This window comes from Maribacter spongiicola (assembly GCF_052119685.1).
GTDB classification, from domain to species: Bacteria; Bacteroidota; Bacteroidia; order Flavobacteriales; family Flavobacteriaceae; genus Maribacter; species Maribacter spongiicola_A.
This window is the reverse complement of record NZ_JBGQOO010000008.1, coordinates 132,471-157,779: the sequence shown is the minus strand read 5'-3', so window position 1 is coordinate 157,779 and position 25,309 is coordinate 132,471. Positions and strand designations below refer to the sequence as shown.

Sequence of the window (25,309 nt, the reverse complement as noted above, 5' to 3'; positions counted from 1 at the left end):
GCGCCCGCGACCCAATCGGGACCGTTATCGCTAGAGACTACCGATGGACCGGCAGCGTTCAATCGATAATGATAGGCATTTGTTGTAGGTGTACTTTCTGTACCTTCAAATCTCCATTTCATTCTATCAGAACCATCATTTAGTGCAACAATTACGTTGCCATCTGCCAAAGCTGTTAGAAATTTAGAAGTTCTCTTGTTTACAATAAAGAAAGAATCATCACCTGCATCTAGAACTTCCCATAATTGGGCATCAGAACCATTGCCGTCATACTGCCATACATTACTTCCGGTCATTGGACCAAAACCTGCTACATCTAAAGCTCTACCGCTATGAGCCGCTTTAAATTCATAATAACCAACATCGGCAATGTCAAATTGAAATTGCTGCCATAGTTCTTCTTGATACCCTTGGTGAACAATATTTACAGAATTCCCCACTGCCCCGGCCAATGCTTGTAACGTGTTATTAGATGATACGTTTACTAAACGATATATTCCTGATTTAGGAGGTTTTACACTTGGCACAAGACTATTAATCCAACTTTCAATAAGCGCTACCCCAGCTTCATCAACTTGATTTTTAGCTAATGGCGGCATCATAACACCTGGTTGGACGCTGGCGGCACGATGATAAATTATAGATTTTAATGCTTCACCTTCGAATAAAATCTTTTCATCTGGGTCAATATTTAGAGATTCATTTACACCGGCAGTCAATAACCCAGTCTGTGCCAAAGTTCGGTCTAATCTTAAATCGAAATTTGCCCTATTCGCTGCGGCAGGATTATGGCAGTAAGCACAATTTAAATCTAGATATGATCTAGCTCTAGCATCTAAGCTACTATTTGTGTCAAGTATTGAGGTATGAGTTATATAGCCCGGAGTATCAAGGTCAGTTATCGACGCATCTAATATGCCTAAGGCACTTAAAGTGACCAATTGATTACCAACAGTACCCCCTACATCACTATAATTATAATTTTTATTTAAATATCTAGTTCTCGGACCCAATGTACCGCCACTCGAAGGATTGTGACAGGTTAGACATTCACCCTCAGAAGGAAAATGCCATTTAATTTGACGTGATGTTCCACCAACCCCAGTTACTTGTATAATTTCATCAATACCACTTTCTACCAAATAAGCTTCAGTTTGTTGCTCGTTCCATTTATAAGTTAAGAAGTAAAAGTTACCCTCGGTATCTTTAATAGAAAATCTAGTTTCAATTTTTTTAGTAATAGAAATATCATTATCATTAACAGGATAGTCAAAATGCTTTATTAAAACTGTACCAGTAGGAAAATTCCAATTACCGTTTTCTGAAAAGTTAATTTTCTCAGCTGGGGTATCATGAGAACCATTATTAGGTATGGCCATCCATCTCTTTTTAATAGCACCGTCTGAGTAAAAAGAATCAATTAAATCATAAGGCACGAATCCGTCTCTTACATTTAAATTAGCTACATCGCCTATGAATACTCCTGTTTCAGTCAATGTTTGAGGTGCAGATTGAATATCTGAGCTAGACTTCATTTTGTATAACTTAACTCCATCACCTTGTTTTAACAGATACAGTTCACCGTCTTTGTCTTGACCGAAAGAGACAATAGTTGTGGGTGAAAAATTCCCTACAAGACTATAACTTCCATTAGAGGTATCCACTGCCCAAATTTCACTCCCAATACCATAATCTGCACAAATATATTTACCTGTTAACTCAGGTATATCGCTACCTCTATACACATAGCCACCAATAATGGCATTAGCATCGGATCTTGGAAAAGAAACTAACGGTCTAGTATGTGCCATATTATTATATAATGATGGCAAACAATTCAACTTAGGTCCCGCAAAGCCTTCATAAAGTGGCCAACCATAGTTTTTACCTGCAGACAAAACATTAATTTCTTCATGAGTATCTTCCCCTACTTCACCAATATAAAAAACTCCTGTTTGTTTATCTTTAGTTAATCGATGAGGATTTCGGTGCCCAATAGAAAAATATTCTTCGAAAACGGTTCCATCAGCATTTACAAAAGGATTAGTATTTGGTATGGTATAAAATCTACCTGAAAATTCATCGGGATCACCTGCATCTACTCCTAAGCTACGAATAGGCATATGACTTGTATTGAGGTTCATATCAACATCTAATCGTAGTACCCCACCATCTAAATTTTCTGAGATTTGTTGCGCGTTCACATATGCTGCTTGATCACCTGTAGATACATATAGATAACCATCATTACCAAATTCCATTCCACCTCCTCTGTGGGTGGTGTTGAACATTCTTCTTTTAATTAATGTTACCCGCCTATTGTTTACGAACTGAAGCGTAGAAGTATTTACTTCGAAACGCTCTAAAACTAAATAATTACCATGAAATCTTTCTAACCCACATGAAAACGCCAAAGGACCTTCTAATGTTTTATCATTGGATTGTGTGGTATAATAAACATAAATGAAATTTTTACCGGCTACTGACCCAAATTGAGGATGTATACTTAGACCTAAGAAGCCACCATCCCAAACTTTACCCCCAACTTCTGAAGATAAATCAATTAACAAATTTTTCTGAAGTACATTAGGGTTATCATCAAACCAAAAAACTTTACCATCTCTTTGCCCTACAATTATCTTATTTGAGTTCGGCACCACATTAAAATTTAAGGGTGTATCGAATTCTAAGTTAAAAAAAGCAACATCATACGGTTGTGTTCCAGTAGGTAATGGATCAAATGAGGTATCAGATACTAAGTTGAATGCCTTTGAAGTGGTAAGGCCCGAACCAAAGAATAATGGAACAAAACTTGTCAGTAATATAAAAGTAAAAATCAATAAAATTAAACCCCTGTAATTCTTCTTCATAGCGTTGAAATCCTTATAATAGTATAGGGGAATATCAAAATTATACTATTTAAATCAACTAGAATTTAAGAGGTTTAAAATTCGATAAAAGACAAATTTAATACGTTCAAACGCACATTAAACCATAAAAATCTTCTTTTAAGTTAAATTACAGCTAATTAATATTAAGTAATTTAAACTCGTTTGTAATCCAAACGCCCTTTTGAAATCACCATTTTACTACATCGTTTCTACCCTAAAGATTACCTTAAACTTTTTTTGCCCCCTTTTGAACGAATATTTTTAATTGTACAAGAATTCATTTCTTTCTTTGTTACTGCGTAATTTTACGCGTTAAATAATATGAAATGAAAATTGACCTGCGTAAATCCGCATTTTTGAAATTCCTAGTAGTTGGTGGTTTTGGAACTATCATCAATATTAGCTTTTATACTATTTTTGTAAAATATGGATTACACTTTATTATAGCCTCATTACTTGCTTTTGTTATAGCAGTTACAAGCAACTATTATTTTAATTCTATTTGGACGTTTAAAAATAGAGCCACCCATAAAACAAAAATCAAAAAGTACTTTGAATTCATAAGTATAAGTGGTCTGAATTTAGTAACTAACTTAATTATACTAACTATCTCACTTTGGTTCTTAAATAAAAATATGACCTTTGGTGAGTTTCTATCAAATAATTTAAATTTTTTACTAGAAGGTGATGCTGTTTTTTATAACAAAATAGTATCGCAAATTATTGGAATTGGATTTGCTACAATTTTAAATTACTTAGGTAATAAATTCATAACCTTTAAAGAAGACCCCCAAAATACATTCATAAAGCCCTAAACCATGAAAAATAAAGTTTTAATCATTGTACCAACCTACAACGAAATAGATAATATACCTGTTATCTTAAAGCAAATATATGCTCAACAAGAATTTATTGACCAAAACAAAACGATTCATGTTTTAGTTGTTGATGATAATTCGCCAGACGGAACCGCAGGTTTAGTAAAAAAGCTACAATCGGAGCTTTACAGTGACAAACTGTATCTTTTACAACGTGAAGGCAAACAAGGGTTAGGTACTGCTTATATAGCTGGTTTTAAATGGGCTATTAGTAATAATTATGACTATGTATTTGAAATGGATGCAGATTTGTCTCATAACCCTAAATATTTACCTGAATTTCTTGAAAAAATAAAAACTTCAGATTTGGTTTTAGGAACCAGATATATGAAAGGTGGAGGTGTTGTAAACTGGGGAAAACACAGAATTTTAATTAGTAAAGGTGGAAATCTATATTCTAAAGTTATATTAGGTTTACCATTTAGAGATTTAACAGGAGGCTACAAATGTTTTTCAATTGAAGTTTTAAAGACCATAGACTTAGATTCTATTATCTCGAACGGATATGCTTTTCAGATCGAATTAACTTATAGAGCTTACTTAAGAGGATTTAAGATTAGTGAAACACCTATTATATTTCACGATCGCGTTGCAGGGAAGTCAAAATTATCTAACAATGTTTTTACCGAAGCCGTGAAAAATATTATTCTTCTTCGATTAAAAAAGAACTCACTTTTAAAAGAATTCAATAGTACTTCAAAATCTTTCAATACCGTTGAATCTGTAAAAGGATAATTAAAATTAGAAATTACCAAACATGTATTGACTCAATAATTATTGAAGGAAAATTAAAAGGTTTGGTACTAATTTATAAATCCTCTTTTACCATAGGAATATGGTGAAGGAGGATTTTATTTTTATAAGAAAATAAAGAAAGTTTTTTATTGAATTTTACTTGTTCAAATCATTTAGCTTATAAAGCATAAACCTATGAATCTCTTCTTCGTAGTATTGATTCTTCTCCATCACCAAGGTATAATTTGCCTCTAACAATTCATTTGAATACGGTTTGTCGACATTCGCCCGTAATACAACAAAATCAATTTCTTTATTTCTTACATACGAATTAAGGGCATCTACATCAAAAGGGTACACATCATAGTCAAAATTATGTTTCATGTAATAAAAGGTAGTAGGCTCAATGTTAGCCGTGTTATAAACACCCATATCAAGAAACATATAATTCAATAAAGTGGGATTTTTATACTCTTTTATATAATCTGCGAATTGATATTGAAATAAATCAGCTTTACTATAATCCCTCATATACGCATTATGATGCATAAAATTCATTATAACACATAAGATGACGATTGTACCTATTGTAAGATAGTTTGCCTTACTTTGAATTATACTTAATAGATTACTTGGTACTAATTTAAAAGCCAATAAAATACCTAAGAATATAAAGGGTGTGAATATTTGAAAATAATAATCTAATCGAATTCCGCCACCATAAACTGATAGAAAAAGAAAAACGAAGGGTACTAAAATACCCAACTTCACCATTTTACTAGTCTCTACTTTTTTGGTCATCAAATACCCAATAAGACCCCCGAGAAATAAAACACCAAATACCGGATTTTGTCTAAAATAGACAAGTATAATTTTACCAATTATAGTTACTAGATTCATTAACATTCCGTTAGAACTAGCATAATATTTGATATTCGTAATAAAATACACATCAATAAAATTAGAAAGGCCATCAACAGAATAAAAGTAAATTAACCAGGGTATACCTGATAACACCATTCCTAAGAGGAATAGTATACTGGCTTGAAAAGCCCTAATTATTTTGTTATTAATTAGTAGCGTAAATAGTATAACTAGCATCCATCCAAACCAGAAGCCTATCATTGAATATTTGATCCAAATTACAGATCCAGCTAAGACACCATTAAGCAATAATAATTTAAATGTCATTTCGCTCTTACCATCATTTTTTAAATGGCGAATTAGGTAAAACAAACTTGCACCTAATAATGGTATACAGTATTCTTCTGCACTATCACCATGAACAAAATTAGATACATTAACCATAAAAAATGCCAACAAAATGGTAGCAAAATTTGATAGTTGCCCATTTAGGTATAATCTGAAAATTCTTCTAGCAAAAAAGAGAAAAACTGAAAAAGAAATAACCTCCATCACATAAATACCAAAGAAGGTGTTATGTGATATCAAAGAACCCACACCATGAATTAAGTATAAGGTTGGACCTTTCTGTTCAAATATATCTTTATAAACCACCTTACCATCCATCATACTTTTACCGACCGTAAAAATAGCATTAGCATCTACCCAATCATTTAAAGGGTAGATTGGCGATGATTTAGAAGCAAACAAAAGAAATAGAAACGATACTAATATGGTAAAGCCTATTGTTTTGAGGAAATCAGTTTTAAAATTCATAAACTATTATAAAAAGTAAAAGTGACTATATTACGAGATATAGCCACTTTTATTGTGTTATGTTAATAATTATATTATTTATTAATAACCAACCTTTTAGAAATTGGTTCTTGACTATTCATTACCAATGTTATTACATACACTTCGTTATTAAAAATTGCAGTTGAAATTCTAAATTTATTATCATCTGCTATTTCTTCTGGCATGTATCTTCTTATTAATCTACCACTCATATCATGAATCATTAATCCGATTACATCATCCATATTAAAATCTCCAGAGAACGAAACCTCTACATAGTCAACAGATGGATTTGGTGATAAAACAACTTCGAAATCATCATTTTCAAGTACCGTTTTTTCATCTAGCACCTGTAACGCTATGCTACTCTCGCCAACTAAACCTCCATTATCTGTAACTATCAACGTGATGGTATAGGTACCAGGCTCAGCAAAAGTATGAACTGGGTTAACTTCAACTGAAGTACTACCATCTCCAAAACTCCAAGCATAAGACACAATCTCAGTATCATCACTAGACTGATCACCTGTAAAATTAATTTCAACTAAAGCCTCTCCAATTTCAACACTGGAAGAAATTACAGCAATTGGTGCTAAATTAACACCACCCGTAACAGTAATTTCTATAGTAGATGTACCAGTTAACCCTTCGCTATCGGTAACAATTAAAGTAGCCATGAAGGTACCTGGTGTATTATAAATATAAGTTGGGTTAGCTTCAGTGGATGTTTCACCATCTCCAAAATCCCATGCATAAGATACAATTTCATTAACACCTGTAGATTGATTTCCAACAAATGACACAACTAACGGAGCTTCTCCACTAGTAACATCAGCTGTAGCCACAGCTGTAGGATTTTCTACTGCAACACCATCAACGGTAATCTCTATTGTAGATGTTCCGGTTAACCCTTCACTATCCGTTACAATTAATGTTGCTATATACGTACCAGGTGTATTATAAATATAAGTTGGGTTAGCTTCAGTTGATGTTTCACCATCACCAAAATCCCATTCATATGAAACAATATCATTAACACCTGTAGACTGATCACCGGTAAACTGAACCGCTAAAGGCGCATCACCTTGTGTCACGCTAGCTGAAGCCACAGCTGTAGGATTATCTCCAACAACACCATTAACACTAATCTCTATGGAAGATGTTCCGGTTAAGCCTTCACTATCCGTTACAATTAACGTTGCAATAAACATCCCAGGAGTATTGTAAGTATATGTTGGGTTTGCCTCTGTCGATGTATCACCATTACCAAAATCCCAAGCATATGAAACAATATCATTTACACCTGCAGACTGATCACCGGTAAACTGAACCTCTAAAGGCGCATCACCTTGTGTCACGCTAGCTGAGGCAACGGCAACAGGAGTTTCATCTACTGTTACTATAATTTCAACAGTCATAGTATCTTCCAAACCACCAGCATCAGTTACTACCATAGTAACGATATAAGTACCTTCTGTAGTAAACGTATACGTTGGGTTAGCCTCGATTGATGTTTGTCCCAATTCAAATGTCCATAAATAAGATACTACACCTACATCATCAGTTGACTGATCACCAGTAAATTGCACTTCTAAAGGTGCATCACCTGTCATTACATTAGAAGAGGCAACAGCAACTGGAGCTTGATTATCTGCTGTTACTGTAATATCAATTGTCGTTGTACTCTCTAGTCCTTCTATATCGGTAACTGTTAATTCTACCGTATAGACACCTATATCATTAAAGGTATAAGTTGGATTAGCTTCTGTGGATGTTTCTCCTGGCTCAAACGTCCATAAGTATGTTTCAACCCCTACATCATCAGTAGACTGATCTCCTGTGAAATTAACTTCTAAAGGCACAATACCACTTGCAACATTAGAAGTTGCAACCGCAACAGGAGCCTGATTAGGAGCTGTAATTGTAATCTGTAAACTCATCGTATCTTCTAAACCTCCCTCATCAGTAACCGTTAAGGTAACATCATAAGTTCCTTCTGTGGTAAATGTGTAAGTAGGATTGGCAGCAATAGATGTCTCTCCAGGTTCAAATGTCCATAAATAAGTTTCGACACCTACATCATCTGTAGACTGATCACCTGTAAAAGCAATGTCAATTGTAGCTTCACCACCATTCAAATTAGAAGATGCCATAGCAACAGGTGCTCCATTAACATCAATGATTATAGTATCGGCGACATCTGTATAACCGTCACCATCTTCAATTGTTAAAATAACATCGTATGAACCACCATCTTCAAATGTGTATTCTGGATTAGCCTCATTCGAAGTATCACCATTGCCAAAATCCCATAGATAAGATACTATATCATTTTTGTCATCGGTAGAACCAGCACTAGAAAATTGTACTGTAAGGTCCTCATTACCTGTTAGCACATCTGCAGTTGCATTTGCAACAGGGGCAAAACCTGTACTTAAGAATTGCCATCTATAAATGTCACCTCCATTATCAGCATCAATATTAATATTACCGTTCGCTGCTTCTGTCAAGTAAAAACCACTCAATTTACTAATTATGTGATATGTATTATTACCCGCATCAACAATTTGCCATAACTGCGCATTGGAACCATTATATGTATACTGCCAAACATTCGCACCAGCAGCTGTATTTGAAGACTGCACATCTAAATATTGATCATTGGTATGTAATGTTCTTAATATAAAATAACCATCACCTGCATCTTCTAAAGCAAACTCTTGATAATCTGAACCATCATAAGCACCAGTAACTAAATTAGTACCTTGTATTAATTCGCCATTTGCAGCTCTAATAGTATTCTGTGTCTGCACGTTTACTAGTCTATACTCACCAACTACCGGAGCACCATTATCACCACCATCATTGTCATAGTTCAGACCTTTAATAGTAGCACCAAGTCCTTCGTAATTTGTATCGTTTATAGGGTCAACTACAAGCACATCAAATATAAAATCTTGTACCCCATCTGCAATAGCATCATCAACACCAGTTACTACAACGGTTTGTGGCGTATCCCAGTTTGTTGCATCGAAAATCAATTGCGTTTTATCTAGTGTAAATTCATCAGCACCAAGTAGCACATTAAATTCAAGAATAACTTGACCAGTAGGCACAGTATTCAAGGTTACATTAAATGAATCTGTATCTAAATCTTCATCAACAACTACAATATCTTTACTTACATTAACACCAGCACTAGCAGGAGTACCGATAGGCAAAAATGTCCATTTGAAAATATCTGTATTTAGATTAGCTACAACTTCAATATTGCCTTCTGGAGAAATTCGAAGATAGTTACCAGTAGATTTACTGATTATAAAATAAGTATCATCACCATCACCGGTATCAACTATTTCCCAAAGTTGTGCGTTAGTACCATTAAAATCATATTGCCAAACATTAACACCAACTCCAGCTCCTATACCAGCAACATCCATTGCTTTCAAACTATGTTGCGCGATGAATGAATAGTAGCCAGCTCCATCATAGTCAATTTCAAAATGCTCATTATTCGCACTTTGGTAAGGACCTTGCTGAACGTTAGCTTCATTATCTAGACTAGATGCCAAAACTTCTAAAGTTTGTCCGCTATTTTTATTTATAATTCTATATATACCTGGATTTGGTGGTGCTACACCACCACCATCGTTATCAGAATTAACTCCGTCTAATATAATCGTAGTACCAATATAATCAGCATCTATAGAATTTTCATTCGCTCTAATTTGAATTTGAAAATCTTGAGGACCATCTACATCTACATCGTCTACCCCAGTAACATCAACAGTTTGTGGAATGTTCCAATTTAAATTAGTAAAAACCAATACCGCATCAGACAACAAAATTTCATCCGCATTTAGAATAGCAGTTACATCTAATTCAACATCACCTGTTGGCTCAGCACCTAGAGAAACCTGAAACTGTGCGATATCTTCATCTTCACTTGTTGTAATAATATCAACATCAAGAACGATTTCTCTTTCTACAACAGCACCAATATCATCAAATCTCCATTTAAAAATATCTGTACCATCATCATCTAAAACCGCCACATTTCCATCGACTTGAATTCCTAAATATTTACCAGTACGGGAGTTTACAATATGAAATTCGTCATTACCAACCCCTAGTACTTCCCATTGTTGTGCATCACTACCATTGCCGTCATACTGCCAAACATTTACGTTTTGTGCAGCTCCAAACCCAGCAACATCTAAATATTTATTACTATGTACTGCGCGAAACTCAAAATACCCCGCATATGCATCTTCTAAGATAAAATGTTGGTTATCGGCACCTTGGTACCCACCCTGAAGTACATTAGCAGTATTGTTATTTGATGCATTTGCAACTTGTAATGTCTGTCCTGAGCTAACATTAACAATTCTATAAGTACCAGTATTTGGTGCAGGTAAAGGAGCTTGCAATCCATTGATCCAAGCTTGTAGCATAGCCACACCTTCTACATCTACTCGGTTTTTAGCTAACGGAGGCATTGCCTCACCAGGCGTAACACTATTGGTTCTGTGCCATAACACCGATTTGTTTGCATCACCAGCAAATACAATTTTCTCATCTGGCGTAATTCCCAAAGGTTCATTTACGCCTGCAGTTAACAATCCTGTTTGACTTAAAGTTTTAAATAATCTCAAATCAAAATCACCACGATTATTTGTACCCTCTTGATGACAATAAGCGCAGTTCAAATCTAAATAAGACCTTGCTTTATCATCTAATGAGCCATTTAAATCATTAATTGAAGTATGAGTCAATATACCAGGCGTATCTGTATCAGTAATAGTAGCGTCTAAAATACCTAGCTCACTTAGTGTTACTAATTGATTACCTACAAAACCACCTTTATCGGAATAGTCATAATCACTATTTAAATATCTTGAACGGGCTCCAAGAGTTCCCTGAGAAATATCATTATGGCAAGTAACACACTCACCATTATTTGGAAAATGCCAAGTATCTGTTCTTGTACCACCACCTACTAATGTAACTTGAACTGGCTCATCTAATCCATCTTCTTGTAAAATAGCATCAGTTTGGGCGTCATTCCAATTATATGTAACAAAGTAAAAGTTTCCATCACCACCTTTAATAGAAAACCTGGTTTCCATTCTTTTGACAATATTCGGGTTATTCTCATCAATTGGATAATCAAAATGCTTGATTAATACACTACCTATAGGAAAATCCCAAACACCATCTTCTGAATATGCGATTTGTTCTGCCGGAGTATCATGTGTTCCATCATTTGGTACTGCCAACCATCTCTTTTTAAGAGCACCGTCTGACCAGAAAGGATCTATACCTTCGTAAGGTATAACACCATCTCTAACCGTTAAATTTATCATATCGGTAAAGATGCCTGTATCACTTAAATTTTGAGGCAGATTGCTATAGTTCGTAGCTTCTGGTGATCTAAGTTTATATAACTTAACACCAGCCCCTTGACTAAGAATATACAATTCACCATCATAATCTTGACCCCAAGATACCATATTACCAGGAGCAAAATTTCCTAAAGAAGTATAGGTATTATTTGCTCCTATATCAACCTTCCAAATTTCTCCACCTACACCATAATCACCACAGATATATGAACCAGTAAGGTCATTATAATCTTGACCTCTATATACATAACCACCAATTATTGCATTTGCCTCTGCCCTAGGAAACTGCACTAAAGGCCCGGTATGCGCCATGTTATTATATAACTGAGTTAAACATACATCGCCTGCTCTTGTTCTAGGTGTGTAGGGAACATTTGCCTCGAATAAAGGCCAACCATAATTTAAACCAGGTGTAGCCGGGTTTACGACATTTATTTCTTCATGTCTATCTTCACCCACTTCACCAATATAAAAGATGCCGGTAGCACTATCTTTAGTCATTCTATGTGGATTTCTATGACCCAAAGTGAAGTATTCTTCAAAAACTGCCCCTGAATTATCATTAAAAGGGTTATCATTAGGAATAAAATATCCTAAACCAGAAAATTCATCAGCCTCCCCTGCTTGATTACCTAGAGTACGAATAGGTGCATGGCTAGTTGTACCACCTATCATATCTACATCAATTCTTAATACACCACCATCTAAATTTTCATCTATTTGTTGTGCATTGATATAAGCTGCCTGATCACCCGTTGTTACCCATAAATACCCATCATTACCAAACTCCATACCACCACCTCGGTGCGTAGTATTATATAGTTGACGCTGAATCATCGTCATTTTAGAATTAGGAACAGCCACCATTGTAACCGGGTTCACTTCAAATCTCTCTAAAACTAAGTAGTTTCCATGAAATTTTTCTTCACTACAATAAAAGCCTAATGGTCGTTCTAAAGCAGTATCATTAGATGCTGTACTATAATATACGTAGAAGTAGTTGTGCAATCCATCACCAAAATCTGGGTGAATTGACAATCCTAAAAATCCCCCATCCCAAACTTGTCCTCCGACAACATTTGATAAATCGATCACCGTATTTTTAACTGCAGTATTATCTGCATCGTCAAACCAAAATACCTTACCATCTCTTTGGCCAACAATAATCTTATTTTGACCCGGTACAACATTAAAATTTAAAGGGGTATCGAAATCGAGATTTGGATAAGCAACAACATAAGGATCTTGTGTAAAACCTGTATTAGGAAATACACCATCCAAATAATTACCAATAGGTTCTGCATCAGTTAAACCTGGGCCAAAAAACATAGGACCAAAACTCATTCCAACTGCAGACATTACTATTACCAAAGAAGTTAGGGCAACATTCTTTTTGTTCTGTAACATATTCTTGTAAGAAACTTTTCTCATTTTAAAGACTTCTAGGTTAATTCAAACAACAAAAAAAAGCTATTTAAGCTGTTTGAAGTATTAATATCGTCCAAAGGGATTTATTTACGATATAGTTCAATTCTGCAAATTTACCGCAACCCATAATCATTAAGAACTTTTTTCTGAGAAAAATAAAACATAATGCAATAAAAGAAAGAATAGGTCGTTTTTTCTAAAACTTGGAGGAATGGCAGAGTGGTCTATTGTAGCAAGTAATGAATTTTATTTGTAAGGTTAACGCCTTCGAGGGTTCGAATCCCTTCTTCCTCCGCAATTAAAAAGCCTGATTCTTTCAGGCTTTTTTTTATTAAAATTATTTTAGAGTTTAAATAAATTGCAACATGTCGAATTTATTTACTAGTTAAACCAATTGTCAAGAAAAAGTATTCTTTTCTCTTAAATAATGTTCATTTTTGAGTAAATATTCATTTTAAGTATATGTCAGAAAAAATTTCCTTTATTGGTGCGGGAATCGCTACAAGTTATACCTTAATTCCATTAATTGAGAAATTATTAATGGACACTAAGAGAGTTGACCTATATGTTATAGATAAAACTGATAGTTTCTATAGCGGAGTACCTTATGGCAAAAGTTCTGGAGAAACCGTTTTACTTATAAATGATTTAAAAAATTTCATCCCTTTAGATGATCATAGAACACGTTTAAAAAATTGGCTAGATAAAAATTTAGACGAATTATTACAGACATTTATGCTAAAAGGTGGAGAACTTTCAAAAGCATGGATAACAAACAATAAAGAGGATATTTATAGTGGTAAATGGGATGATTTATATATACCACGATTCTTTTTTGGAAGATATATCAAAGAACAAGTTGGTAACCAAATTGAAAAGGCTAAAAAAAGTAGTCACATCACCATTAAAGAAATAAAAAAGGAAGCTATAAACATTGATTCTACTGAAAATGGATTTGAAATAAAATTTAGTGATGAATCTACCTTAACATGTGACAAAGTAGTAATTTCAGCGGGGTCGTTACCAAATAAGAAGTTGTTTGAAGCTAATAAAAAAATTGCATCTAGCTTAAAATACGTCAACAATTTATATCAACCCACAATTGATGAAAATATAATTGATATTGTAGATGTAATTACTTTAAGAAATAAGAAAAAACTTATTACAAACATCTTAGTATTAGGTGCAAACGCAAGTGGTTTAGAAGCAATTTATAGAATTTTCGACCAACAATCTTTTAAAGATTCACAAAACTCGTTTACTTGTCTTTCAACTCATGGTACTATGCCAGACGGCAAAATAAATCACGATAAACTGACCGCCTTCAATACCCTAAACCTCGATAAGTTAAAGAAATTAGAGAACATTACTGCAGACCAAATTGCTGAAGCTGTAAATAAAGACCTAGACCTTGCCGAAGGCTTAAAACTAGGAGCCGCTTCTACTGTAGGTATCATCTCAAAAGGCTTTGGCAGCTTATTACCAAAGTTGAATAAAGAACAATTAATAAAGTTTGCATGTAATCATGGAAATCAAATCGGCAGAAGACAACGATGTGCAGGCGCTCATTATTTATCTGTCGTTAATAGGTTAGTCGAAGAAGCAAAATTTGCTCAAATTAAAGGTAGATTTGAAAATTTAAAACTTCAAGACGATTCATTTAAATTGAATTATTACTCGCCAGAGGTAAATGCTTCTAAAAGTTTAGAGAATTTTCATGTTGTAATTAATTGCCTAGGAAGCATTAATTTAGAAAGTGAATATATACCAGAACTATTTAAAAATCTATTCGACAAAAAGTTAGCCTTTATAAATGATTCTAAAATTGGATTAAAAATTGACGACCAATTACAAGCTTCTAAAAATGTTTATGTTGCGGGACCAATGCTAGCTGGGAATCTAATTGAGGATCGTGCACTATGGCATTTAGAACATTGTGGCAGAATCATTTGGAGTAGTGACATTTTAGCCAATAAAATCTTCGAAAACATTTAACAAGTCTCCAAATCATTTAAATTAATATAATTGCATTTACAATTAATTTAAGATTTAATTGAGCTAAAATCTGGCTTGACATTATCTATCTTTAGCGCGTAATTTTAACATGCGCCATCTATAAATGAACATTAATCCTAAATTAAATTTTTGGGTCTTTTTACTTTTTATTTTTTTTAACAACCCAATATTCGCACAGGTTTCTTATCAAGAAGCCTTCCCAAACCTTTCATTCAATTTCCCTACCGAAATACAACCTAGTGTAGACGGTACTAACCGCATGTTCGTCGTAGAACAGCCTGGGGTAATAAAAGTATTTCCGAACAAAGAAAATGTTACTGCGCAAGAGCAAAGTACATTCTTAGATATTTCTTCCATAGTTTCTTATAGTGCTGGTCAAGAAATCGGACTTTTAGGTTTGGCCTTTCACCCCAATTACAATACTAATGGATATATTTTTGTTTACTATATAGATCAGCCCAGTAATTATAGAATTAATATTGCTCGATATACTGTTAACAGCGCTAACCCTAATTTAATTGATGCTGATTCAAGAACAATTATAGCGCAATTCACTAAAAACCAATCAGATTCGAACCATAACGGTGGCAAAATTGCTTTTGGTCCAGATGGTTATCTGTACATCTCTATTGGTGATGGCGGCGGCGGCGGCGATCCACAAGGTAATGGACAAAATTTAAATACCGTTTTTGGTAGTTTACTTAGAATCGACATTGACCTTGATGGTAATAATCCGGTAGAAACAAACACTGAACTACCAAATGGAAATTATGAAATACCTTCAGATAATCCAAGACTAGGTCAATTGGGATTAGATGAGCTCTATGCCTGGGGTATTAGAAACACCTGGAAATTCTCTTTTGACCCCACTGGTAACCTTTGGGGATCAGATGTAGGTCAAAATTCATACGAAGAAATAAATATAATTACCAGAGGCGGTAACTATGGTTGGAACAGATTTGAGGCTAATACAGAACCAAGTTATGGTAGCGAAACATTACTCTCTACTTCACCTGATATTAAACCAATTTTCTTTTATGATCATAGTGCATCCGATGTTTCAATAACAGGAGGCTACACCTATAGAGGATCGCTAACAAGTAATAGCTTAAAGAATAAATATATTTATGGTGACTATGTTTCTGGTCGTGTATGGGCTTTAACATATAATTCAGCCAACGGAAGTGCATCTAATGAATTACTCTTTAAAACTAACGGAGAGTTCATTTCCTCATTTGGTGAAGATGAAGCTGGTGAATTATATTTTTCTGATTATAGGGCGAATGCTAAATTATTTAAATTAACAGAAACGATAATAGGTCCCGTAACCACTCCCGTAAACGGAATCGGAGAATGGAAAGCACTATCCTCAGGTATAGATGGTATTGTACAATCTATTACATCATCTACCAATGGCACGAGTTACATTGCTGGATCTTTTAATTCTGCTGGTGATATTAGTGCATCAAACTTAGCTACTTTGAGTATTACTGAAGTTTGGTCATCACTTGGTAGTGATATAGAAGGTTCTGTTCTAGCAAAAGCTTTAGCCCCCGACGGAACACTTTACATTGCTGGTGATTTCACCATAGTAAACGGCATTGAAGCTAATAATATAGCGAAGTGGAACGGTACTTCTTGGTCAGCCTTGAGCTCTGGTACTAACGGACCAATCTCAACCATGGCTTTTAACAAAAACGGAACTTTATTCGTGGGCGGTGTATTTACAACTGCCGGTGGCTTGAATGCCAATAATATCGCTAAATGGGAAAATGAATCTTGGAACTTACTTTCCGATCCTACGACTAATATTTCAGGAACAAACAATGAGGTCCGATCTATACATATAGACAATGACAATAGGGTCTATATTGGTGGAAATTTTGATACAGCTGGTGGAATAGCAGCTGCAAGAATTGCCTTATGGAACGGCTCTAATTGGTCTGCTCTTGGTTCTGGTACAAGTGGATTTGTACAAGCCATGGATTCTGCGGGTGACTATTTATATGTTGGAGGTAATTTTGCCATTGCCGGAGATAAAACAGTAAATAGAATAGCCCGATACCATAAAAATAATAACACTTGGGAAGCTTTAGGTACTGGAGTAAGTGGAAATGTAAACGCAATTACTAACAGTGGAACGTATATATACGTTGGTGGTACATTTGATACTGCAAGTGATAACGGTACAGTTGACAAAGTAGTGAACAATATTTCTCGTTGGAGTACGCAAAATGGTTGGCAGGCTTTGGGCACAGCAACAAATGTTGGGGTAAATACTAGAGTTAATGCTTTACAGTTTATTAAAAATGATACCGAACTTTTGGTTGGTGGTAATTTTAGTACTGCAGGAAATATCAATGCGAATAACATTGCAAAATGGGGAGCGGTTTTTTGCACTAACGAAAGTGTAATACCTGAATATTTGATTGGTGGCACTTGGGATAGTGGCAGCAACAACGTAACTATAACTGAAGGAGAGGACATAACATTAAGCATTTTACCTAATGACATTTCTTTTACCATCACTTTACCTGGAGGTTCTGTGGTAAATAATGATCATCTAATAGAGAACACAAATACCTCACAATCTGGTACATATACTTTCACAACGTCAGAAGGCTGCACTACAGATTTTATATTGACAATAGCTGCCGCTAGTAATGAATCAGATGATGATGGTGACGGAGTACCTAATACCAATGATTTATGTCAGAATACCGCAGCTGGAGCAATTACAGACACCAATGGCTGTTCTAGTGCACAATCAAATAATGATGGAGATGATGATGACGACGGTGTATTAAATATAAATGACATTTGCCCAAATACTCCTGATGGTGAAATAGTAGATGAAAATGGGTGTACAGCAACGTCATATCCTGCTAATCAGTTTAAAATTACTTCAACGGGTGCTTCTTGTATTAGCTCCGATAATGGATCAATATTCATTGAATCTTTAACTGATGAAGAATTTAATGCTACTATTACTGGCGAGGGTGAAAATAGAACTATTACCTTCACTGAAACGCTTACTATTATTGACTTAGCCAAAGGGGAATATAATTTATGTATATCTTCTAGCATCTATACCAATTATCAAAATTGTTCTAAAATCATTATTACCGAGCCTTTACCGTTAAGTGTATTGTTAGACTTCGATACTTTGACCAACAGCGTCAATTTAAAAATGAGTGGTGCCGATGAATATACCGTGCAAGTAAACGGTAAAAGTTTTCAAACTAGAAAAGAACAAATCAGCATTCCATTGTTAGATGAAACCAATACGATAAGTGTTAATACAAATCAATTATGCCAAGGGGAATTTAAAGAAACGATATACTTGGGAACGACTCCAATAATTTATCCTAATCCGGTTGGTAATAGTCTATCAATAGATTTAAAAACTCTTACCCTTGATAACATTGAAATAGCTATTTTTACAGAAGCAGGAGTTTTAGTACATTCTGACAACTATAAAGTTGAACAATCAATCATTGAAATTAATACTAGCTTATTAAGCTCAGGTATTTATTTTATAAGATTGAAGAATGATAACTTCAATAAATCCTTCAAACTTTTAAAACAGTGAAAAAAAGCGGATTTTTAGTTTTACTATTATTAATACTTCAATCGTGCGGTGTAGATTCAGATGTTTTGGAATACGCCAAAGATCAAATAAACATCACGCTTATCTTCCCTGAAGATGACTCTGAATGTACCGAAGGAATCATCGTTTCCGAAACACAAAGCGAGCTCGTTTTTGAATGGTCTGATGAAAATGATAATAGTCCGTATATCGTTCATTTAACGAAAGTTGAAAGTTCACAGACAGAATTAATTGAAAGTGATGACACGGACGTCGCCATTACTCTTGATCGAGGTGTAGCCTATTCATGGTTCGTAACAGGAAAAATTAATAGTAGTAGCGAAATTTGGAATTTCTATAATGAAGGACCAGGTTTAGAATCTTCTATACCCTACCCTGCTACAGCTATTTCCCCTGTTTCAGGAGCCTCAATATCGCAAACTAGCACATCGGTTAATCTAATCTGGAAATCAGAAGATCCTGATGACGACATTGTTTCTTATGATTTATTTTTTGGTGAAGCAAAAGACCCTCAGCTTTATGGAACAGATGTCACAGAAACAAGATTTAATGATATCCCAGTTGAGGCTGGAAAAACCTATTATTGGAAAATTATTACCAAAGATAGTATCGGTAATGAATCTACCTCAGAAGTATTTACATTTTCTGTAGGTTAACGTATTTTAAAAACTACATTAAATTTCTCCATTAGTTATAAAAAAAAGCCACTTTAGTAATAACTAAAGGGGCTTTATATATGATGTATTCTTATTAAAATTCTAATATCACAAACTCAGAACGTCTGTTAACTGCATGCTTTTCTTCTGGACAATAAGTATTGTCATCACACTCGTTTAATAGCTGGGTTTCACCATAAGCTTCTGTTGTCAACTTATCGGCAGATACTCCTTTAGACACTAGGTAGTCTTTTGTTTTATCGACTCTTCGCTGTGATAGCCAGTCATTATATTTCGAGGTTCCTCGAGAATCGGTATGGGAAGTAATTTTTAAAGTTAATGTTGGTATTTCTTCTAAAACCTGCGCTAAAGAGTCTAACACCTTTTTAGATGAAGAAGTAACAACTGATGAATTTAATCCAAAATATACATTTCCTAAATTCTCAATTCTCGACTTAATTTCTGTCTTACGCTTATTTATCGCATCTACTTTAGCTTTCTCAGCAGCAGCCAATGCATCTTCCTCCTGTTGTTTTTTAAGTCGCTCTGCCAATAACAGTTCGTCCTTTAAACGGTTAACTTCATTAATAGAATCTCTTTGACGTTGCTTTTCTTTTTCGATAGCTGCTAAAAGCTCTAGTTTTTCCTCTCCTCGTTTAGAAAGCCCTTTTTCAATACCGAATTGGTAAACAACTCCCGCTGCATGTTGTATATGGTTGGTGGCGCCTTCACCTTGGCTCATAGCCCATTTACCTGTAGAGTTAAAATCTAATCCCCAACGATCCGAAAACCATGTTCTAAAGCCGACAACTGCATTATAAGTACCTCTACCTTTACTATTTGCATCTGTATACCCAGCACCAATACCTACATAGGGATCAAACCAACCTGTCTGACCAATAATCTTATTAATATCATAAGTTACTCTACCATCGATTCCAAAATAACTGATATTTTCAGTAATAACAGCAGCATCAATAATATTACCTTCTTTATATTGGTTATAGGTTCCAATAGCTTCTAGACCAAGTCCACTTTTAAAATATCTACCAATACTTACTCTCGATGGAAAAGGAACAATATTCCATTCTTCACCTACATTAAAAATACCGTCAAAAACATTACCTGAATCATCTACAGCGTTTAAACCGACACCGAAAATCCAAGAGCTCTGTACAATACTATCTTTTGCCGTGATTTGAAGTTCATCTTGAGCAAAGGTTATAGAAGATACCATGAGAATTAATAATAAACTAAAAATTTTAGCCGTTTTCATAATATAAAATTTGGGTTTATAAAATGTAAAATTAGTTGTAGATCAGGAAGTTGACAAATAATTACCATGTACAGCAATTAAAATCGTTCGTTAGTTGAATGTAGAATAATAATCGACTAATTACTTTATAATTTTAAGAGTTTTTATACTTAAAGGCAGCTTGTACATACTGAAAGGACTCACAATAAAAGTATTTTCTTCTTTTGATGCTGTAGCCTTCAACTTATGCACTTCCAAGTAATCACCTTTTTCGTTCAACTGAAAATCAGCATAATTAGAAGCTGTACTATCGCCACACCAAATAAGAATCATATCGGTGTTAAAATCTATTGAAGGCGGAGTCAATCCAGGTTTTCTGGTCCGGTTTATTTTACCGTAAAAAGCGTTTAATTCTTTTTGATTTTTAATTAAAAGATACTCCTCTTGCTCAAAGCCACTATAATTCTCATTTAAAATAAGTTCCATATCCGTATCATTAGATTCTTGCAAGCTACTTTGAGCAGCGCTCTTACAAGAATTCAGTTGAATTATAGCTAATAGAAAAAAACAAGTAAAATATTTAAACATTTTTGAATCTTCCTTTATAAGCCCTTTCATATACTTCTTCGTAAAGCGGAACCACTTTTTGAATATCAAAACGCTGTGCTTCTTTTAAGGCATTAAGTTTGAATCTTTCTAAGACGCTATCATTCTTTAAAATGGTAATTGCTTTTGCGGCCATATCGTTGATATCACCAACATCACTTAAAAATCCACTTACGCCTTCGGTATTTACCTCTGGTATACCACCAGCATTACTAGAAATAACTGGAACTTTATTTATCATTGCCTCAAGAGCCGCTAGTCCGAAACTTTCTGATTCTGATGGTAATAGAAATAAATCTGAAAAGCATAAAATCTTATCGATCTCATTACTATTCCCTAAAAATATCACCTTATCTGATATACCTAATTCTTCGCATAAACGCTCAGCACCTTCTTTCTCAGGTCCTTCACCTACCATAATAAGTTTTGAAGGAATTTGAAGTTGAATTTTACTGAAAATTTTAATTACATCAGGTATACGTTTTACTTTTCTAAAGTTACTTATATGCGTCACTATGCGCTCGCCTTCAGTTGCCATGTTAGACCTTTGGCAATCGGTAAAAGAAGTACTGTATTTTTTGGCATCGATAAAGTTGGGTATAACTTCAATTTCACCTTTGATGTCAAAAGTATCTAAAGTACCTTTTTTCAAACTTTCAGAAACTGAAGTAACCACATCAGACTGATTAATACTAAAAGTAACTGCAGGTTTGTAGAAAGGATGTTTACCCACCAAAGTGATATCGGTACCATGTAATGTTGTAATCATTGGCACATAGATACCTTCTTCTTCTAACATTTTCTTTGCCATATAGCCAGCATACGCATGAGGTATAGCATAATGAACATGTAAAAGATCGATCTTATGAAGCTTTATGGTATCAACCAACTTACTAGATAATGCAAGTTCATAAGGCTGATAATGAAATAGTGGATATTCTGGCACATGAACTTCATGAAAGAATATTTTATTACTTAACAACTCTAAACGAACAGGTTGCTTGTAGGTAATAAAATGAATCTCATGACCTCTATTCGCCAATGCAATTCCTAATTCTGTTGCGACTACACCACTACCACCAAAGGTAGGGTAACATACTATTGCTATTTTCATTACAACAAAACTACCTTTTTTAATTCAGAATTGAATCGTAAATAGCCTGTTGAATTCTAGTTCTTAACCCAGATTTAACTAAAAGTGTGTTCGATGCAGATGGATATGTTCTGTTAGATAAAAATACGTAGACAATTTCTTCTTCTGGATCTGCCCAAGTATATGTTCCGGTAAAACCACTATGTCCGAAACTTTTTCTTGATACACAACCACAAGTCGGACCGCTATGTTGTAACTGTGGCTTATCGAAACCTACTCCCCTACGCACATTATTGTCACAGAAATAACAAGTGTTAAATTTTTTTACTGTTCGCGAATCGAAAAATTTAGTGCCGCCATAATACCCGTCTTGAAGATACATTTGCATAATCTTGGCGACATCATTAGAGTTACTAAAAAGTCCGGCATGACCGCCTACACCAGCTTGCATAGCTGCACCCATATCATGAACATAACCTTGTACGGTACCATATCTATAATAATCATCTTCCTCTGAAGGAACAATCATGTTCTTATCAAATTTATCTAAAGGATTATATGAGGTATGGTTTGCCCCAATTCTATTGTACAGAAAATTGTTTGACAAAGCGTCTAACCTTTGCCCGTAACTCTCTTCAACAACCTTTTTCATTACATAATAAGGAACGTCGCTATAACGGTATCTATTTGACTTTAAATCTTGTCTCCCTATTCTATTGTAAATAGAATCTTTGTATGCATCTGCTAAGTACAGATTATCATACACTTTTGTGGAAAAATCTGGTAATGGCGAATTTCTATAAAATTCACCAGATGGCTTTTTATTTTCATCTAGCGTATTGATGTAAAAAGGAATCCATGCAGGCAAACGCCCATAATGTGAAAGTGCTTTTAATACCGTAACATTTTTAATTTCGGTATTAGAATAATTAGGCACCAACTCTTCAAAAGTATTATTCAAGCCAATTCTACCCTCTTCCTCCATTTTCATTACCATTGGCAATGTGGCTAATATTTTAGTCAAAGAAGCCAAGTCATATATGTAATCGTTGGTTATTTTTTCTTTACTATCGTATGTTGGTTTACCGAAACTTTTCTGATAGATTACCTTTCCTTTTCGAGCAACAAGAACCTGACCACCAGGAAACATTAAACTATCTAACCCGTCGTTCATTAACTCGTCAATCCGTCTTAGTCCCTTAGAACTCATTCCAACACGTTCTGGTATACTATAGCCCAACCTACTTAAAGATTTAACTTGCACCCCGATATTCACGGGAAAGTTTTTGTGGGCACTAACAGGTAATTTACCAGTTGCACTTACGGCACCAAACAAAATTTCAGCTGTTTTTTCTTGTGCAATATCGCTATTCTGATAAGACATTACCACTGCATCGATATCGTTAAAGTTATCAATATCTGTTAATGCATAAGGTTTTGCGAATACACATAAAACAAGGTTAGAAGTTCGTTCGCTTGCTATTTCTTGTAGCCAGTTTAATTCTTTAATTGAAAATTTATAAGATTTCCACGGACTTTCATTACTCATGTGATGTCCTACAATTATTAAATTGAAATCTTTAAGTTTTGTTTTTAACGTATTAATATCACTAGCTTCGACCACGGTGATATCTGCATAGTTTTTCAATCCTTTTACAAATGCCTCATTATGTGAATCACCCATTTTTACATAAGCGATTTTTTTATTATCGAGATTTTTAATTGAAAGTAAGTCTAACTTATTCTTAACAACAGTAATAGCATTCTCAATAGCTTGCTCATAAATAATATCATCTTCAAGACCATTTAAATCTTTATACAAATTGTCTAAACGAATTGGCTTGTAGCTATTAAGACCTGCCTTATATTTTGCCTGTAATATTTTTTTGACCGAATAAGCTAATCGCTCTTCAGATAACCTACCTTTTTCGTAAGCTTTGGTTAATTTCTCTTTTGCGCTAACAATATTTTCTGGCATTAGTAACATGTCGTTACCTGCCATAAAAGCATCTAATTCAACACTACCATCTTTACCCTTTGTAGAGACCCCTTTCATATTTAGGGCATCGGTAAAAATTAATCCTTCGTAACCTAATTCTTCTTTTAAAATTCCGGATATGATTTGTTCCGATAAAGAAGAAGGCATCCCTTTTTTCATTTCAAGTGCAGGTACCTCTAAGTGTGCGACCATTATACTGCTTAACCCTGAACTGATTAATTTTTTAAACGGATACAATTCTAAGCTATCCAGTCTTTGTCTTGAGAACGGAATTACCGGCAAATTGTGATGAGAATCTACTTCTGTATCACCATGACCGGGAAAATGTTTTCCATTTGCCAAAACCCCTGCGCTTTCCATACCTCGGGCGAAAGCGGTTCCTTTATCAACCACATTATCTCTATCCTCCCCAAAAGAACGATTGCCGATAATCGGATTTTTCGGGTTTGTATTGATATCTAAATCCGGAGCAAAATTGATATGCACCCCTAATCGTTTAGCATGCTTACCAATTTGATGACCGACGTTTTCTACAATTGAATTATCTTGAATAGCACCCAAGGTCATATTCCAAGGGAAAGCATAGGTAGAATCTAGTCTCATGGAAAGTCCCCACTCGGCATCCATTCCAATTAATAACGGAATTTTTGAAGCAGCCTGATAATCATTCGTAAGTTTGGCCTGTTTTACCGGACCACCTTTTGAAAAAATTACACCGCCTAAGCTCTCTTGAACTATTAATTTTTTGATTTGATCAGTAGCCTGCTTACTTTGGTTAGAAGCTACACTTACCATAAAAAGTTGACCCAATTTTTGATCTAAGCTCATTTGAGCGTATTGGGTATCTACCCACCTCTGTTGAGCAGTACTGTCTTTGGTTACCAAAGGGTTTTGAGCTAGTATACTTGAACAGCAAAACAACCCACAAATAAGAATAAAAATATAGCGCATAAAAATATATGTACTGAGATAACTATTATGGATTGAAATTATTGCATTTCATCGATAAAACCCAATAAAATCTGATACTTAAGAA

Annotated in this window: 12 protein-coding genes and 1 tRNA gene; 6 read left to right on the top strand and 7 right to left on the bottom strand. The window is 34.6% G+C overall.

Translation table 11 applies throughout. From position 1 onward, the window contains the following. Positions 1 to 2,870 (bottom strand): PQQ-dependent sugar dehydrogenase (locus ACEN2N_RS13255; RefSeq protein WP_441824774.1); only part of this gene is annotated, 2,870 nt, incomplete at its 3' end. A gap of 347 nt (positions 2,871 to 3,217) precedes the next feature. On the opposite strand from ACEN2N_RS13255, the gene ACEN2N_RS13250 reads away from it, so the two are divergent. Both ACEN2N_RS13250 and ACEN2N_RS13245 read left to right on the top strand, forming a co-directional pair. Beyond that, positions 3,218 to 3,706 carry a GtrA family protein gene (locus ACEN2N_RS13250; protein ID WP_441824773.1) on the top strand — a complete coding sequence of 163 codons (489 nt, stop codon included), beginning with the start codon at positions 3,218 to 3,220 and terminating at the stop codon, positions 3,704 to 3,706. Between the two features lie 3 nt (positions 3,707 to 3,709). Beyond that, complete coding sequence (locus tag ACEN2N_RS13245) at positions 3,710 to 4,504, top strand: polyprenol monophosphomannose synthase (RefSeq protein WP_441824772.1); 795 nt, start codon at positions 3,710 to 3,712, stop codon at positions 4,502 to 4,504. Between the two features lie 156 nt (positions 4,505 to 4,660). On the opposite strand, the gene ACEN2N_RS13240 is transcribed toward ACEN2N_RS13245, so the two are convergent. Both ACEN2N_RS13240 and ACEN2N_RS13235 read right to left on the bottom strand, forming a co-directional pair. Further along, positions 4,661 to 6,184 carry a hypothetical protein gene (locus ACEN2N_RS13240; RefSeq protein WP_441824771.1) on the bottom strand — a complete coding sequence of 508 codons (1,524 nt, stop codon included), beginning with the start codon at positions 6,182 to 6,184 and terminating at the stop codon, positions 4,661 to 4,663. Between the two features lie 74 nt (positions 6,185 to 6,258). After that, on the bottom strand, positions 6,259 to 13,041 hold the full coding sequence (locus ACEN2N_RS13235; RefSeq protein WP_441824770.1) for a PKD domain-containing protein: 6,783 nt from the start codon (positions 13,039 to 13,041) through the stop codon (positions 6,259 to 6,261). Between the two features lie 202 nt (positions 13,042 to 13,243). Between ACEN2N_RS13235 and ACEN2N_RS13230 the strand changes: the two genes are divergently transcribed. The 4 genes from ACEN2N_RS13230 to ACEN2N_RS13215 all read left to right on the top strand — a co-directional run bounded on the left by ACEN2N_RS13230 (position 13,244) and on the right by ACEN2N_RS13215 (position 19,320). Beyond that, positions 13,244 to 13,333, top strand: a tRNA-OTHER gene (locus ACEN2N_RS13230). Positions 13,334 to 13,500: 167 nt separating this feature from the next. Then, positions 13,501 to 15,033 carry an FAD/NAD(P)-binding protein gene (locus tag ACEN2N_RS13225; RefSeq protein WP_441824769.1) on the top strand — a complete coding sequence of 511 codons (1,533 nt, stop codon included), beginning with the start codon at positions 13,501 to 13,503 and terminating at the stop codon, positions 15,031 to 15,033. A gap of 124 nt (positions 15,034 to 15,157) precedes the next feature. Beyond that, a complete protein-coding gene (locus ACEN2N_RS13220) occupies positions 15,158 to 18,646 on the top strand; it encodes a PQQ-dependent sugar dehydrogenase (RefSeq protein WP_441824768.1) in 3,489 nt (1,162 codons plus the stop codon). Continuing rightward, the gene (locus tag ACEN2N_RS13215; RefSeq protein WP_441824767.1) at positions 18,643 to 19,320 is read left to right on the top strand and encodes a hypothetical protein; all 678 of its coding nucleotides are present in this window, start codon (positions 18,643 to 18,645) and stop codon (positions 19,318 to 19,320) included. Before ACEN2N_RS13220 ends, ACEN2N_RS13215 begins: the two co-directional genes overlap by 4 nt. A 94-nt stretch (positions 19,321 to 19,414) precedes the next feature. On the opposite strand, the gene ACEN2N_RS13210 is transcribed toward ACEN2N_RS13215, so the two are convergent. The 4 genes from ACEN2N_RS13210 to ACEN2N_RS13195 all read right to left on the bottom strand — a co-directional run bounded on the left by ACEN2N_RS13210 (position 19,415) and on the right by ACEN2N_RS13195 (position 25,224). Next, a complete protein-coding gene (locus ACEN2N_RS13210) occupies positions 19,415 to 20,596 on the bottom strand; it encodes an OmpA family protein (protein ID WP_441824766.1) in 1,182 nt (393 codons plus the stop codon). Positions 20,597 to 20,716: 120 nt separating this feature from the next. Beyond that, entirely contained in the window at positions 20,717 to 21,163 is a 447-nt protein-coding gene (locus ACEN2N_RS13205) for a hypothetical protein (protein WP_441824765.1), read from the bottom strand. Further along, positions 21,156 to 22,295, bottom strand: coding sequence for an N-acetyl-alpha-D-glucosaminyl L-malate synthase BshA (bshA, locus tag ACEN2N_RS13200; protein WP_441824764.1), 1,140 nt, complete (start codon positions 22,293 to 22,295; stop codon positions 21,156 to 21,158). Before bshA ends, ACEN2N_RS13205 begins: the two co-directional genes overlap by 8 nt. A gap of 19 nt (positions 22,296 to 22,314) precedes the next feature. After that, a complete protein-coding gene (locus tag ACEN2N_RS13195) occupies positions 22,315 to 25,224 on the bottom strand; it encodes a glycoside hydrolase family 3 N-terminal domain-containing protein (protein WP_441824763.1) in 2,910 nt (969 codons plus the stop codon). Positions 25,225 to 25,309: the final 85 nt, after the last annotated feature.

Coding starts and splice junctions, on each gene's coding strand:
- ACEN2N_RS13210 (WP_441824766.1), bottom strand. CDS start 20,596: ATGAAAACGGCTAAAATTTTTAGTTTATTATTAATTCTCATGGTATCT.
- ACEN2N_RS13195 (WP_441824763.1), bottom strand. CDS start 25,224: ATGCGCTATATTTTTATTCTTATTTGTGGGTTGTTTTGCTGTTCAAGT.
- ACEN2N_RS13245 (WP_441824772.1), top strand. CDS start 3,710: ATGAAAAATAAAGTTTTAATCATTGTACCAACCTACAACGAAATAGAT.
- ACEN2N_RS13240 (WP_441824771.1), bottom strand. CDS start 6,184: ATGAATTTTAAAACTGATTTCCTCAAAACAATAGGCTTTACCATATTA.
- ACEN2N_RS13250 (WP_441824773.1), top strand. CDS start 3,218: ATGAAAATTGACCTGCGTAAATCCGCATTTTTGAAATTCCTAGTAGTT.
- ACEN2N_RS13225 (WP_441824769.1), top strand. CDS start 13,501: ATGTCAGAAAAAATTTCCTTTATTGGTGCGGGAATCGCTACAAGTTAT.
- ACEN2N_RS13235 (WP_441824770.1), bottom strand. CDS start 13,041: ATGAGAAAAGTTTCTTACAAGAATATGTTACAGAACAAAAAGAATGTT.
- ACEN2N_RS13220 (WP_441824768.1), top strand. CDS start 15,158: ATGAACATTAATCCTAAATTAAATTTTTGGGTCTTTTTACTTTTTATT.
- ACEN2N_RS13205 (WP_441824765.1), bottom strand. CDS start 21,163: ATGTTTAAATATTTTACTTGTTTTTTTCTATTAGCTATAATTCAACTG.
- bshA (WP_441824764.1), bottom strand. CDS start 22,295: ATGAAAATAGCAATAGTATGTTACCCTACCTTTGGTGGTAGTGGTGTA.